This is a genomic window from Desulfomarina profundi (assembly GCF_019703855.1).
Classification (GTDB): domain Bacteria; phylum Desulfobacterota; class Desulfobulbia; order Desulfobulbales; family Desulfocapsaceae; genus Desulfomarina; species Desulfomarina profundi.
Genome location: NZ_AP024086.1, coordinates 1,904,605 through 1,918,193 on the forward strand (window position 1 = coordinate 1,904,605; position 13,589 = coordinate 1,918,193).

A 13,589-nucleotide genomic window follows, 5' to 3' on the forward strand; every position below is an offset into this window, starting at 1 on the left:
ATTACATGCAGAGGTTTTTCTGATTACCCTGAAAAACCATCTTACGAATTTTCACGCCCAACATTGAATTAATGGATAGAAAAACACGTCCGGACAATACATTATTTTTCCTTCCCAGAGTCTTAAGGAGCAGGATATGACCAGCCAGGCAGAAAAACAATTCCATAGACAACCCAAAATTCTTGTTATCGACGACGAAGCGAGAATTCGCGATGCCTGCAGAATAGTACTGACCGATAGAGGTTACAGTGTGGAAGTTGCCCCGGACGGGGAACAGGGACTGCAGATGATACAGGAGCGCCATTTTGATATCATTCTTGTGGATCTCATGCTACCCTCGATTTCAGGCTTTGATGTTCTCTCACAGGTACGGTCAAGACACCCTGACACAGTTGTCATAGTTATAACCGGGTACGCAACACTGGAACATTCCATTGAAGCCATGAAAAAAGGAGCTTTTGATTTTATTCCAAAACCCTTTACACCGGACCAGCTCAGGGCGGTTGTCAACAAATCCCTGCGATACACCATGGCTCTCCAGGATATTACCGACTCCAAATCCCGCCTGAAGATCATGGTGAACAGGTTGACAGACGGTGTGATGACCACTGATTCAGAAAAAAATATTGTCCAGGCCAATCCATCCTTTCTCCATATGATAGGCTATCATGGTGAAGAAGTCATAGGTAAACAGGTGGAAAATATTATTTCCAATCAGGAGATCAGGGACGCAATTGACAAAGCTCTAGCAATGGAACCAACCACTTTTTCTGAAATCACGAATGAAATACAGTTAATTGACGATAAGGGAGAGGACAAGGTCTACAGCGCCAGATGCGCTCCTTTCAGAGGGAGAACCAACGAGAACCTTGGTACAATTACCGTGCTCCACGATATTACGGCCCTGAAGAAAATGGACCAGATGAAATCGGATTTTGTCTCCATGGTTTCCCACGAAATTCGAAGCCCGATGAACTCACTGCTGATGCAGCTCAAAATTATCCTCGACGGGTTGGCCGGTGATATTACTGAAAAACAGAAAGAGATCCTGGAAAGGGCTTCTGAAAAAATTCTCAGCCTCAATCATCTTGTCACTGAACTCCTTGATCTTTCCAGGATTGAATCCGGCCTGATTGCCCATGAGAAGGAACAGGTTGATCTGACATCCCTGCTGCATGAGCAGGTATCCTTCCATTCACCTTACGCAAATGAAAAACAGACCACGATTGAACTTGAAATTGAGGAAAACCTGCCGAAAATATTTGCCAACAGGCAGAACATGGAAGAAGTTTTTTCCAACCTGATTACAAACAGCATAAAATACTCCCCGACAGGAAGCTCTGTGAGAATCTCAGCAGTTCATGAAAATGACTACATCAAAACGGAAATAAGTGATACCGGTTATGGAATCAGTGAAGAGGATCTTCCCAATATCTTCACCAGGTTTTTCAGAGCAAAAGATGAAAACACCCGGGATATTCAAGGAACAGGTCTGGGACTTGCCATAGTCAAAAGCATTGTAGATTCCCACCATGGAAAAATCAGTGTAACAAGTGTCAAAAACAGCGGAACAACGTTCACGGTTCTTCTTCCTGTTACTCATCAATAAACCTGAAAAGTAACTCTTTAAAATAATATGTAAATTTATAGAAACTCGGGCCTGGTGAGTGGATTTTTACTACAACCAGGACTTGACGGAACTTGATTATATAGAGTAACAATGCTGATGTCATACGTCTGTTTCAACCATTACCGGAAATACAACTATCTACCTTATGAGAAAAAATGAACAATAGAAAAACCGCATACCTGACAATACTCACCTTTTTCGTTTTGATCGCAGCGACTCCCTTAAATTCTCTAGCCATCCAGAATACTCCTGCTGCTTCTTCCGCCACCGGTGACGTCCTGTCTGAAGGAGGCTGGTGGAGCGATCTGCCCAAAGAAGAAAAAATGTTTTATACAACAACAGCTTCAGCAGCAATTATCGGGATATGGGGGCTGGCAACATGGGATTATGGTTCTTCAGGACTTCATAAGGCGGATGAAGGCTGGTTTGAAAAAGACTCAAAATATGGTGGTGCTGATAAACTCGGACATTTCTGGGCAACCTACACATTTTCGGACGCTCTCACCGGCCTTTACAAAAGCTGGGGATATGACTCCCAAAAAGCAAATACATATGGTGCCCTCTCTGCATGGGTTGTTCAGGCAGCCATGGAAATTGGTGACGCCACCAGTGAATCCCAGGGATTTTCCTGGGAAGATATGGTTATGAACACATTTGGCGCCCTGACAAGTATGCTGATGGAGAATTATCCTGAGCTGGATAGAAAGATTGATTTCAGAGTTGAGTATTATTTCAACGTGGATGTTAATAATATTTTTGATGACTATTCCAACCAGTACTATTCCATTGCCTTGAAACTGGATGGGTTTGATGTCATGGAAAACACCTTTTTAAAATACCTGGAACTGCATGCGGGATATTACTCCAGAGGGTATGACACAGAAGAAGTCAGTAAAAACAGAGCATTCTATGGCGGCATCACAATCAATCTTTCCAGGTTTTTCTACCAGAACGATTTCAAGAAAACAGGCAAGGTTCTGGAATATCTGCAACTACCGTACACTGTACTGAAAGCTTCACATGAACTCGACTGATTGTTTTCAGTGTTGTCTTTACACAAAACTCCGCATAGAGCGGTAGAGTAGAAATCATATACATTCAAAAAGGAGAAACAAAATGAAAGCTAAAATTACCAGCCAGTGCATGGGTGATAGAAACTGCAATAAACTCTGCCCTGAAGTATTTGAATATGATGAAGACCAACTCCTTTCTATCGTGAAATTTGATGAAATTCCTGCTCATCTTGAAACTATTGTACGACAGGCGGCGGATGAATGTGGTGCCGATGCCATTATAATTGAAGAATAGCCACGGGAGAATCTTATGGTCAGCTTCCGGGAAAGCAGGACCGCCCATAACCTGCTGCTCTCATATTCAGCAGAAGCTCAGGCACGCACCAGATACAATTTTTTTGCAATCCGTGCAAGGGAAGAACAGCACGCTCAGATTGCTAAAATTTTTGATGAGACTGCCGCGCAGGAATTTGAACACGCTTTGCGCTTTTTCAAATTTTTCAACGGTGGGGAGATGGAAATCAGTGGCATTTTTCCAGCCGGAGTCATCAGTGACACAGGGAGCAACCTTCTCTCTTCGGCCGAGCTTGAACTCTATGTTCACGATAAAATGTATGGCGTCTTTGCTGTTGTGGCCGAGGAAGAAGGTTTCAAAAGAGCTGCAGACACCTTTCATGCCATCAATGTGGCTGAAAAACACCATGAGATCATGTTCAGAGAACTTGCAGACAACCTTGCCGCAAACAGTGCTTATATCCGTCCGGAATCAGTAATGTGGAAATGTTTGAACTGCGGCTATCTTCATGAGGGCGAACAGCCACCGGATAAATGTCCCGCCTGTGTCAAGCCTGCCGGTTTTTTTGAGATTTTTATAAAAAACTGGTGAAAAAAGGCCATGAATCATCACTGTTCATGGCCTTAACCCCGCATTTCTCGTCAGTTCAGCCGACGTTTTTCATACGTCACCTGAATCCTGCAATTGGCAATCTTGCCGGAAATACGAGGTATCGAGGGCGCAACACGTATAAACATACTTCAATCCCTTGATAACGAAGTAGATTCGATAAAATTGCCAATTCCGTAGTACAAGAAAAGCTATTCTTCCATAAGAGAAAATACCTTTTTTATCGCTTTTTGTAATTCCCTGTCATGAATTTTCCCGGCAAAATGCACCGGACTCTTGCCATGAACAGGGTCCCATCCCGCCGGGTCAGCAGAACAGTAGAACTGTGTCTCAAGCCCTATTTTTCGAGCAGCATCTTCCACTGGATGGCCAATCAGTCGTTTCGCCACTTCCCATGTGGCACCACATGGCGCACCCCGTAATACATTGACTTTTGCTATTTTCCCGTCCTCCACTTCGACTTCAAATTGAGGAGCTCCAAATTTTTCTCCATACTTACCAAGAGCAGCCTGCCCTGGAAGACCACATCAGGTCGGAGGTGTCATAACCCATTTGGAGGGAATCTTCTTTCCTGAAGAAACTATAGCAATTTGTTTTTCAGCGCACAATGCGGCAAGATCGTAAGATAAATCCTGGTGCGTCAAAAAGTCGAGAACCAGGTCGCAGGAAAGATCCTCAGGCAAATAACCGGAAGTATCATCTACTACAGGAGGAAGTTCCTCATTTATTTCAAAGATCTCAATATTAAACAAATCTTTTCCATATTTTTTCAACCCGGCAATTTTCTGTTCACCACTGCCATTCTGTTGAAAGATCATCAATCGTTGTCGTGATTCCATTGTTCATTCCCAATTCAATCTTAACTGATTACTTTGAGGCTACCTCGATCGAAAATTCTAATTTTTCAAGGCACCCGATATTCAATCAAATATCCAGGCGAACCCAGCGAGTACAGTAACGGTAAGCTGCCTCAAGGAGTTTTTTCCTGTTCTGCATCGGATGAACCAGAACCTGAAATTCACCTGCCCTGTCCCGACATATTACCATACCATCAACAAGTTCAAACGATTCATCCCCATGAACAATGTGAACAGCAGCTTCAATTTCCCTTATATCCAATTCTTCATCCTGAAACTGAAAATAAGCCATCTGGGCCATGGCATGAAACTCATGCTTGGCATGGGCACTGTCCTTTACAGTAAACATTTGAATATAACCAGCCTCCTGAACTGCTTTTTCAGGAACTATAATAACACTCTCACTGCGCATCAGAGTCTGATCATCACTGGTAATAATTATTTCTTTTTCCATTGTTATCCATTTTGCTTATTTTTCTTTTTTGTTGCAAAATATACCGTTGCAAAACAATAATCACCAAAATAAAAAGGGAAACCGAATTCCTGCTTATTCGATTTCCCTCACTCTTCAATTACCAATATTGATTACCCGGTAAATCCTGCACTATAAGCAATAAAAAGGTTTCTTGTTTTTTATTACAGAAATTCAGGAATAAGGCACTAAACCAATACTATTTCTGCAACTGTACTGCGCAGACCTTGGCCTCCATAATCTTACAGACAGGATCCATGGCATCACTGGTCAGGAGATTGGCCGCGGCTTCCCTGTAATGAAATGGTATAAAAACAACATTCTGTGGAACAATCTTAGAAACCCGGGCTTTAACCCTGATGGTTCCACGACGGGAAGTTACAGTCAATTTCTCGCCATTAATCACTCCAAGGATATCGGCATCAGCAGGATTTACCTCAACAAAGGGCTCCGGAGCAACCTTATCCAGACCTTTTGAGCGACGGGTCATGGTTCCGGTGTGATAATGAAAGAGTTCCCGCCCGGTTGTAAGGACAAAAGGATATTCCTTGTCCGGCAGTTCATCAGAAGCAACAAAGGGGACAGCGCTGAAAAGTGCCTTGCCGTTCTCCCTGCTGAAACTCTCTGCAAAAAGATACTCAGTACCAGGATGATCCTCAGTCGGACAGGGCCATTGCAGACTCTGCTTATCGAGGCGGGCATAACTCATTCCGGCCATAGCCGGCCAGAGTGCGGCTGCCTCGTCAAATATTTCTGACGGATCCGGCCCCTCTTCCAGGCTTCCCTCACCCACAATACGTTTATACACCTGGTCAATTATTACCAGATCAGTTTTTGCCTCACCAGGTGAATTGACAGCCTTTCTCACCCGCTGCACTCTTCTTTCAGAACAGGTAAAGGTGCCATCTTTTTCGGCAAAAGATGTACCGGGCAGCACAACGTCAGCAAGCTGTGCAGTCTCTGTCATGAAAATATCCTGAACAACAAGAAATTTCAGATTCTTGAAAGCTTTGACCGAATGGGTTGTATTAGGATCAGACATGGCCGGATTTTCACCATAAATATACATCCCTTTCAATGCACCCGAAATCATGGCACCGGTCATTTCTGTTGCAGCAAGACCGGGAGACGGAGAGAGAGCAACCCCCCAGGCTTCTTCAAATTTCTTTTGAATCTCAGGGTTATCTACCTTCTGGTATCCCGGATAAACATTGGGCAGGCCACCCATATCACAGGCACCTTGAACGTTGTTCTGTCCACGCAGTGGGTTAACTCCGGCAGCTCTCTTGCCAAGATTACCAGTCAACATGGCAAGATTTCCGACGGCCAGGACATTATTGGTTCCCATAACATGCTGGGTAATACCCATGGCGTAATAAATACCGGCACTTCCGGCACCCGCATAAATCTGTGCTGCCTTTTTTATGTCCTCTGCCGGAACCCCTGTAATTTTTGCCCCATATTCGAGAGTAAACGGTTCCAGAGATTTCACGAATTCATCGTACCCTTCTGTTCTTGCGGCAATGAAATCCTTATCTTCCAGACCTTCAGCCAGGATCACATTCATCATGGTACTGAGCAGTACGGCATCAGTTCCGGGTCGATGACGCAGCCAGAGCGTAGCATGTTTCACCAGAGGGATTTTCCTTGGATCTGCTACAATGAGCTGAGAACCGTTGCGAACAGCCTCCTTCATTCTCAGAGCAATAATTGGATGATTTTCAGTCGTATTGGAACCGATGACAAAAATCGCATCATTTTCTGCAATTTCAGCAACCGAATTGGTCATTGCACCAGAACCGAATTTTGCGGCCAGACCGGCCACAGTAGCACTGTGTCAGTATCGGGCACAGTGATCAACATTATTTGTTCCCAACCCCGCCCTGAACATTTTCTGAAAGAGATAATTCTCTTCATTGGTGCATCGCGCGGAAGTGAGGCCGGCTACAGCATCAGACCCATGTTCTTTTTTAATATCCAGCAGTCTGGAAGCGACGAGATCAAGAGCTTCGTCCCAGCTTGCCGGTTCCAGATCGCCGCCCTTCTCCCTTCTGATAAGAGGGGTAGTGAGACGATCCTTGCTGTTAATGAATTCGAAACCGAAACGACCTTTGACGCAAAGCCAGCCACGATTGTGATTGTCAGCGTCAGAAGTAACCTTAAAAACCTCGTCCCCATGGCTGTGCAGCGTGATATTGCAGCCACAACCGCAATATGTACAGGTTGTATCTGTTTTCTCTACACCAGTCAGGCGTGGTTTCCCCATCCACACTTTTCCGGAAAGTGCTCCCGTGGGACAGACTGAAACACATTGACCACAGAATTCACAATCAAGGTCATGACCAAAAGGTGGTGTAATTGTGGCCTCAAAGCCCCTTTCGGCAAAACCGATGGCACCAACACCCTGGACTTCTTCACAGACCCTCACACAGAGACCGCACATGACACACTTATCCTGTACCCTGTAAATAAAGGGATTTTTATCAACACGGTTATGATCCCTCATCTCTCCGGCAAACCTGTTCTTACGGATTCCGAAGGCATACGCCAGATCCTGCAACTTACAGTCTCCCGCGCTCACACAAACCATACAGTCATTGGGGTGATCGGATAACAGGAGTTCAACCGTGGTTTTCCGCAGTCTCTGTAACCGGGGAGTACGGGTCTTGACCGTCATCCCTTCTGTTGCTGGTGTTGTACATGAAGTTACCGGCTTCGCCATCCCCTCTATCTCAACTACACAGAGACGACATGCACCAAACGGTTTCAGACGGGAGTCGTGGCAGAGGGTAGGAATGTCAATATCAAGTTGCTGGGCCGCTTCAAGAACGGTTGTTCCTTCAGCCACTTCTATCTGTTTATCATCTATGGTAAGATTGATCATAATCACTACTCCTTTAATACTGCGCTGAACTTGCAGGCATCAAAACAAGACCCGCACTGAATACAGGCTGCGTTGTCAACTTTATGGGGCTGTTTTTTCTCACCGGAAATGGCATTAACGGGGCAAGCCCGCGCACACATACCGCAACCAACACATAAATCCTCACGAATAAAAAAGGTCAGCAGCTTGTTACACACCTTAGCCGGACACTTTTTATTCTTGATATGGGCCTCGTATTCATGGCGAAAATACTTGATTGTCGACAGCACAGGGTTCGGAGCGGACATACCAAGTCCGCACAGGCTGGAGTCACGAACATCCTCGGCTAGTGTCTGCAGTAACTCTATATCTCCCTCCTTTCCTTCTCCTTCGGTTATTCTGGTCAGAATCTCCAGAAGTCTCTTTGTCCCCAATCTGCAGGGAACACATTTACCACAGGATTCGGACTGAGTAAATTCAAGGAAAAATTTCGAGATATTGACCATGCAGTCGGTTTCGTCAAGAACAACCATTCCACCTGATCCCATCATTGAGCCGACTGAGGCAAGTCCCTCGTAATCAACCGGGAGATCAATATGCTGCTGGGGAATACACCCCCTGAAGGTCCACCCGTCTGCACCGCCTTGAAGAGCTTATCTCCCTCGATACCGCCACCAATATTAAAAATGATATCTTTCAGTGGCATGCCCATCGGAATCTCAATAAGACCTGTATTCCTGATTTTACCTGTCAGGGCAATTACCTTGGTTCCCTTGCTCTTTTCAGAACCTATGGCAGCAAACCACTCAGCTCCCTTGTTTATGATCTGTGGGACATTTGCCAGGGTTTCCACATTGTTGATAATGGTCGGTTTTCCCCATAAACCTTTATTGGCAGGAAATGGCGGTTTGGCTCTAGGCATACCGCGCTCACCTTCAATGGAGGCAATCAATGCCGTTTCTTCTCCACAGACGAAGGCCCCTGCACCAAGCTTCACCTTAATCTTGAAATTAAAATCAGTACCGAAAAGATTTTTACCGAGAAAACCTTTTTCCCCCGCCTGTTTCAACGCCATATGCAGTCTGTCAACTGCCAGGGGGTATTCAGCCCTGATATACACGTAGCCAATACTTGCGCCAATGGCATAGGCATTGATGATCATCCCTTCGATCACTGCATGGGGATTTCCTTCGATCACTGATCTATCCATAAAAGCACCCGGATCACCCTCATCCGCATTACAGATCAGATATTTTTGTTCGGATTCATTGGCTGCACAAAAACTCCACTTAAGCCCGGTTGGAAAACCACCACCGCCCCGGCCTCTTAATCCTGAATCCTTGATGGTTACAATTGTTTCTTCAGGAGTCATGGTCGTCAGTGCCTTCTCTGCAGCCTTGTACCCCCGGTCCCAAGATACTCGTCGATAGATTCCGGATTAATCTTGCCAAGATCAGAAAGAACAATCTTGGTCTGATTATCATGGAAAGTGTGATAATCATCTCCAACCAGCCATTCTTTCACCGGTTTGGAACCCAGAACATGTTCGGCAACCAGCCTCTTTACCATTTTGGGCTGGATATATTCGTACGTGGAACTCTCACCGTTTACGGTAATGTCCACCAGAACATCTCTGGCGCAGAACCCACGGCACCCTACTTTATGCAGTTTACAGTTTTCCTTGATGGTGGCGTTCTCAATCCCGGCAGCTTCAAACTCCTTCTTGAACTCCTCCATCACCATGTCACCACCAGCTGCTATGCCGCCGGTGCCCATGCACACATTGACAGTAATTTCGCTGTTCATGGTCTATTCCTTATACTGTTTGAGGCTTTTCACGATTTTGCTTGGAGTAACCTTACCAAACACCTTGTCATTCACCAGGACTACCGGGGCAATACTGCAGGCTCCCACACAATTTACCCTTTCCATGGTAAACTGCATATCCTTTGTTGTATCCTGACCGTCTTTCAATTTGAGATCATCCCGTGCCTTGGCTATTATCCGTGGTGCTCCTTTTACATGACACACTGTCCCACAACAAACAGTGACAATATTTTTCCCCCTGGGATTCTGATGAAACTGGGAATAAAAGGTGATTACTCCGTAATACTGCGAGGCAGGAATATTGGATCGCTCGGCAAACCAGTTGACCACCTCCTCCTGAACATAGCCGAACTCGTTCTGTATTTCCTGCAGAACAGTGATAATATTGTCCTCGTTGGCGACACACTTTTCGTATATCGCTTCAAGTGTCTCCGTCATCTGCTTATCCATACACGTACCCCGTAAAAGATGAGTATTCACTCCCCACTTAAAAATTATTTAAATGCGGGAGCGCCAAAATTTCTGCCTTCTATATCATAGTATAACCCGTGTACCTGTAGTCTTAAGATGTGCCTGTTTTGTCTGTTCAAAAATAGACAGTATACTCCAATAGACACCCTGTTTCCAATATCTTTTGCATGTAAATCAACTTAAAAACATGAAAAAAGGAGAAATCAGTCCAAATTATATGCCACGATGTAGACAAGAATGACTGTTCTCAGAAATTCGACTCTTTCTGCCACCTGGCATTGAATAAATCTGAAAAAAAAATCGTTTTTGTTTACAGTGCCGACAACGGTTTTTTCATTTCTTATCAACATGTTTTTTTCGATGGATTCAATTTATACCCTGAACAACTGCCGGATAACCTGCAACAAACCCGGATCACCTGTTTATACAAAGATAAGTTTTCCCGTCCATTGCGGCTTGTTTACGGAACTGGAAACAGAAGAATTCATTTTCCATTTTAACCTCAATGGAGAAATCATCCGTGCCCGCCTGAAAAGCAGAGACTGGGTACATCCCCATGAGTGGTTGAAAAGAACGGACGGCAACGACTGGGTCTACTATTCAACCGGCGGATATACAGGAGTGTTTGAGGCAACGGGAGAATATTATCTCCCCAACCTGCAGTATCCCACCAACAACCTTCTCGGGGGCAGACCTTTTGCCAGAAAAGAGGTAAAATACCTTGTGAATCACTGGCATGAGATGCTTGTAAAAACGTATAGAAATCTTGACAATTGTCCTGAAGAAATTGAGATGTTTTTTCAACAGACCATCTCCAACAGTCCAGAAATACTAGCAGAAAAAGCATCGCATCTTTTTTCTATCATCGGAAACAGAATCAGTGTTCTACCACCCGATGCAAGACATGTTGACTACAACTTGATTCCTCTCACCATCTCCAGAGGGTGCCTCTACAAATGCCGTTTTTGTAAGGTGAAAAACAACACCCCTTTCACAGAACAATCAGAGAAGCGTATAGATACTCAACTGATGCGGTTGAAGAAATTTTATGGCCTGAATATTAAAAATTACAATGCTCTTTTTCTAGGGGAGCATGATGGTCTGCAGACCAGTCCGGTATTACTCCGCAGGTCAATTCAAAAAGCATATGAAATATTTCATTTTGCCGACTCATACATAAATGAAACCTGCATTTTTCTCTTTGGGTCGGTGACATCTCTGCAAAACTGTTCAGAATCCGATTTCCAGAAACTTGACATACTTCCAGGAAAAAAATATATCAACATCGGATTGGAATCCTGCGACCAGGAAACACTTGAGCGTATCGGCAAACCTCTCAAGGCCAGACAGGTTAAGGAGGCTTTCCACCTGATCCAGGACATCAACGAACACTTTTCCAGCCTGGAAATCACCGCCAATTTCATTTTTGATGAAAATCTACCGGAAAACCACTATATAAGTATGCTGGAACTTATCCGTGACAGCCAGAAACATGTCAAACCAAAAGGATCAATTTATCTCTCCCCTCTGAAATTTGACAGCCCGGCCAGAAAACATCTTTTTGCCTTCAACAGGCTGAAAACACTGAGTAGACTACCTACCTATCTCTATATTATCCAGCGACTGTAAAACAATTTTTCCCCATTCACAGGAGGTTCCAATGACAGACCCATCACAACTTCGCAAAAACATTCTTACAACCCGAAACAATCTTCCCAGGGAAGAACTCCTGCAAAAAAGTGACACTATAAGACAAACAGTATTAAATAACAAAATGATCATGTCAAAAAACACGTTTTTTGTATACGTGAGCTTTCGCAGTGAAGTAGCAACCTTTGACCTGATCAATGACCTTCTCAAGGCTGGAAAAAACGTTACGGTTCCCATCACCAGAACAGAAACAAAACGTCTTGATGCCATTCGTATCAAAAACTTGGAAGAGGACCTTGTCCCCGGCTATTGTGATATCCCGGAGCCGCCGGAATCACTATGCCGGACAAACAAGGTCGATCCATCAGAAATTGAAGTTATCATTCTCCCCGGTTCCGTCTTTGATGAACGGGGTGGAAGATTCGGATATGGAGGGGGTTTTTACGACAGGTTCGTATCAGCAATCCCAAAAAGCCTGAGAGTCGGACTGGCATTCGAGCTGCAGATTGTTGAAAGAGCACCCCTGCAACCCCATGATGAACTGCTGGACCTCATCATTACGGAAAAAAGAATAATTGCAGGGCGGAAAATTTGAAAAACAGATGCCCCGATGCAGAAATTCCTGATTACCCATGAAACTCAGCCAAGATTGAGATGTGTCAAACTGAGTTTCATACGTATTCAGAAAAATTTTGCCGGGGCATCTTTTAATTACGTCACCGTCGCGTTACTTTTATACAGCTGCCGTTTTGGGATCAACTGAAGCACCACATGAAGGGCATTTAGCAGCTTTTTCTGCTTCATCGGAAAAAATTTCCCACTTCTTATCACATTCCGGACATTTCAGAGTAACTTCACTCAAAGTTTTATTACTTTCAAATCCAGGACAATGTTGATCCGTCATAGTTGTTCTCCTTTCTGTTTTTTAACTGGGGTCTGTCCATAAATGACCTTTTTGCCCGATTTCTGAGTCGCTGCAAAAAATCTCATTTCTGGACAAACACTAACTGGCTTCCGGTGAACATTGTGTATAATTTTCACCAGGATGAGTTTGCCTGATCTTCTCAGTTGACAACCTGTTCTTTACAATTGACAGGATATTTATGAGAAATTCCGACTAAATCAACTTACCTGTCAGCAGCGTCCCCGTCATTGCCAGACATTCCATGTCAAGGTAACGGACAGCTGTTGACCGGTAAAGAATAGAACTCTGGGCAGGGAAAAGATCATCCCTGTCATTAAAGTTTATAATAACCGGTATTCTGGGAAAAGCAAAAAATCTTAAAGAGAGATCGTACGTCTTTGAAGTCAGGACTTCCCCTCCAATTGCTTCTGCTTTTTTTTGCAGCAGCTGCAATTTTCCTGAAAAAGTTGATTCAAGAGTCTTATTGGTATTGGAAGTAAAATATGAAATCAGGGGGCCGGAATCCTTAAACTCCCTGTAAGTTACAAATCGATCTTCCACAGGAGGACTGTCAGGCGAGTAAGTGAGGACATATTTGCAAACCATAACCTGGACTGCCGGAGTTATTTCCCCACCATTTTCAGACTCCAATCCTTCAGCCGAAACCAGATAATTGGTATCATAGAGTGGAACCAGAAGGGCATTTCCTTTTTTTTCGACCCCCAGGGCATCAGCTTTCTGCAGAAAATCGATTTGACCTATCATCTCAATATAATGATGACACGTCTCTGCAAAGACAGGTGACAGTTTCATAATAGTTTTTATTTTAATCAGGTTACCGCAGTTTGGCCAGCAATTCGTCCCGTTCATCTTCAAGAGCAAGCAAATCCATCATGACTGGCGGTTTTACTGAATGGGCCGGTAGACGTTTTTTTGTTTCCGCTATTTCTTTTTCCAGTTCAGCGAGTCTTTTTCTGATTTCTTCCTTATCGCTCATC

The 13,589-nt window shown here is 44.3% G+C and carries 13 protein-coding genes and 1 pseudogene; 6 read left to right on the top strand and 8 right to left on the bottom strand.

Translation table 11 applies throughout. From position 1 onward, the window contains the following. Nucleotides 1-136: 136 nt before the first annotated feature. The 4 genes from LO777_RS08845 (at nt 137) to rbr (ending at nt 3,529) form a co-directional block, all read left to right on the top strand. Complete coding sequence (locus LO777_RS08845; RefSeq protein ID WP_228857129.1) at nt 137-1,609, top strand: ATP-binding response regulator; 1,473 nt, start codon at nt 137-139, stop codon at nt 1,607-1,609. A gap of 176 nt (nt 1,610-1,785) precedes the next feature. Further along, nucleotides 1,786-2,664, top strand: a complete 879-nt coding sequence (locus LO777_RS08850) for a DUF2279 domain-containing protein (protein WP_228857130.1) — start codon at nt 1,786-1,788, stop codon at nt 2,662-2,664. An 82-nt stretch (nt 2,665-2,746) separates the two neighbouring features. Next, complete coding sequence (locus tag LO777_RS08855; RefSeq protein ID WP_228857131.1) at nt 2,747-2,938, top strand: ferredoxin; 192 nt, start codon at nt 2,747-2,749, stop codon at nt 2,936-2,938. A 15-nt stretch (nt 2,939-2,953) separates the two neighbouring features. Then, complete coding sequence (gene rbr / locus LO777_RS08860; protein WP_228857132.1) at nt 2,954-3,529, top strand: rubrerythrin; 576 nt, start codon at nt 2,954-2,956, stop codon at nt 3,527-3,529. 209 nt (nt 3,530-3,738) lie between these two features. On the opposite strand, the gene dfsP is transcribed toward rbr, so the two are convergent. The 5 genes and pseudogenes from dfsP to LO777_RS08895 form a co-directional block, all read right to left on the bottom strand. Continuing rightward, nucleotides 3,739-4,386: a DUF166 family (seleno)protein DfsP gene (gene dfsP / locus LO777_RS08865; protein WP_267461767.1), complete on the bottom strand. Its 648-nt coding sequence runs from the start codon at nt 4,384-4,386 to the stop codon at nt 3,739-3,741. Between the two features lie 85 nt (nt 4,387-4,471). Continuing rightward, a complete protein-coding gene (locus LO777_RS08870; RefSeq protein ID WP_228857133.1) occupies nt 4,472-4,858 on the bottom strand; it encodes a hypothetical protein in 387 nt (128 codons plus the stop codon). Between the two features lie 217 nt (nt 4,859-5,075). Continuing rightward, nucleotides 5,076-7,760, bottom strand: coding sequence for a formate dehydrogenase subunit alpha (gene fdhF / locus LO777_RS08875; RefSeq protein ID WP_228857134.1), 2,685 nt, complete (start codon nt 7,758-7,760; stop codon nt 5,076-5,078). A gap of 5 nt (nt 7,761-7,765) precedes the next feature. Beyond that, nucleotides 7,766-9,545 (bottom strand): annotated as a pseudogene (nuoF, locus tag LO777_RS21015) (NADH-quinone oxidoreductase subunit NuoF). 3 nt (nt 9,546-9,548) lie between these two features. Beyond that, the gene (locus LO777_RS08895) at nt 9,549-10,004 is read right to left on the bottom strand and encodes an NADH-quinone oxidoreductase subunit NuoE family protein (protein ID WP_228857138.1); all 456 of its coding nucleotides are present in this window, start codon (nt 10,002-10,004) and stop codon (nt 9,549-9,551) included. Nucleotides 10,005-10,397: 393 nt separating this feature from the next. On the opposite strand from LO777_RS08895, the gene LO777_RS08900 reads away from it, so the two are divergent. Together LO777_RS08900 and LO777_RS08905 are read left to right on the top strand one after the other, a co-directional pair. Continuing rightward, entirely contained in the window at nt 10,398-11,666 is a 1,269-nt protein-coding gene (locus LO777_RS08900) for a radical SAM protein (RefSeq protein WP_228857139.1), read from the top strand. Between the two features lie 31 nt (nt 11,667-11,697). Beyond that, nucleotides 11,698-12,282, top strand: coding sequence for a 5-formyltetrahydrofolate cyclo-ligase (locus LO777_RS08905; protein WP_228857140.1), 585 nt, complete (start codon nt 11,698-11,700; stop codon nt 12,280-12,282). A gap of 138 nt (nt 12,283-12,420) precedes the next feature. Here the strand turns inward: LO777_RS08905 and LO777_RS08910 are convergent, their stop codons facing one another. From LO777_RS08910 to LO777_RS08920, 3 genes are all read right to left on the bottom strand, one after another. Beyond that, nucleotides 12,421-12,591 carry an anaerobic ribonucleoside-triphosphate reductase gene (locus LO777_RS08910; protein ID WP_228857141.1) on the bottom strand — a complete coding sequence of 57 codons (171 nt, stop codon included), beginning with the start codon at nt 12,589-12,591 and terminating at the stop codon, nt 12,421-12,423. Between the two features lie 213 nt (nt 12,592-12,804). Next, nucleotides 12,805-13,404, bottom strand: coding sequence for a DUF3786 domain-containing protein (locus LO777_RS08915; protein ID WP_228857142.1), 600 nt, complete (start codon nt 13,402-13,404; stop codon nt 12,805-12,807). A gap of 22 nt (nt 13,405-13,426) precedes the next feature. After that, nucleotides 13,427-13,588: a hypothetical protein gene (locus LO777_RS08920; RefSeq protein ID WP_228857143.1), complete on the bottom strand. Its 162-nt coding sequence runs from the start codon at nt 13,586-13,588 to the stop codon at nt 13,427-13,429. Nucleotide 13,589: the final 1 nt, after the last annotated feature.

Coding starts and splice junctions, on each gene's coding strand:
- LO777_RS08845 (WP_228857129.1), top strand. CDS start 137: ATGACCAGCCAGGCAGAAAAACAATTCCATAGACAACCCAAAATTCTT.
- LO777_RS08850 (WP_228857130.1), top strand. CDS start 1,786: ATGAACAATAGAAAAACCGCATACCTGACAATACTCACCTTTTTCGTT.
- LO777_RS08855 (WP_228857131.1), top strand. CDS start 2,747: ATGAAAGCTAAAATTACCAGCCAGTGCATGGGTGATAGAAACTGCAAT.
- rbr (WP_228857132.1), top strand. CDS start 2,954: ATGGTCAGCTTCCGGGAAAGCAGGACCGCCCATAACCTGCTGCTCTCA.
- LO777_RS08870 (WP_228857133.1), bottom strand. CDS start 4,858: ATGGAAAAAGAAATAATTATTACCAGTGATGATCAGACTCTGATGCGC.
- LO777_RS08895 (WP_228857138.1), bottom strand. CDS start 10,004: ATGACGGAGACACTTGAAGCGATATACGAAAAGTGTGTCGCCAACGAG.
- LO777_RS08900 (WP_228857139.1), top strand. CDS start 10,398: ATGGATTCAATTTATACCCTGAACAACTGCCGGATAACCTGCAACAAA.
- LO777_RS08905 (WP_228857140.1), top strand. CDS start 11,698: ATGACAGACCCATCACAACTTCGCAAAAACATTCTTACAACCCGAAAC.
- LO777_RS08910 (WP_228857141.1), bottom strand. CDS start 12,591: ATGACGGATCAACATTGTCCTGGATTTGAAAGTAATAAAACTTTGAGT.
- LO777_RS08915 (WP_228857142.1), bottom strand. CDS start 13,404: ATGAAACTGTCACCTGTCTTTGCAGAGACGTGTCATCATTATATTGAG.
- LO777_RS08920 (WP_228857143.1), bottom strand. CDS start 13,588: ATGAGCGATAAGGAAGAAATCAGAAAAAGACTCGCTGAACTGGAAAAA.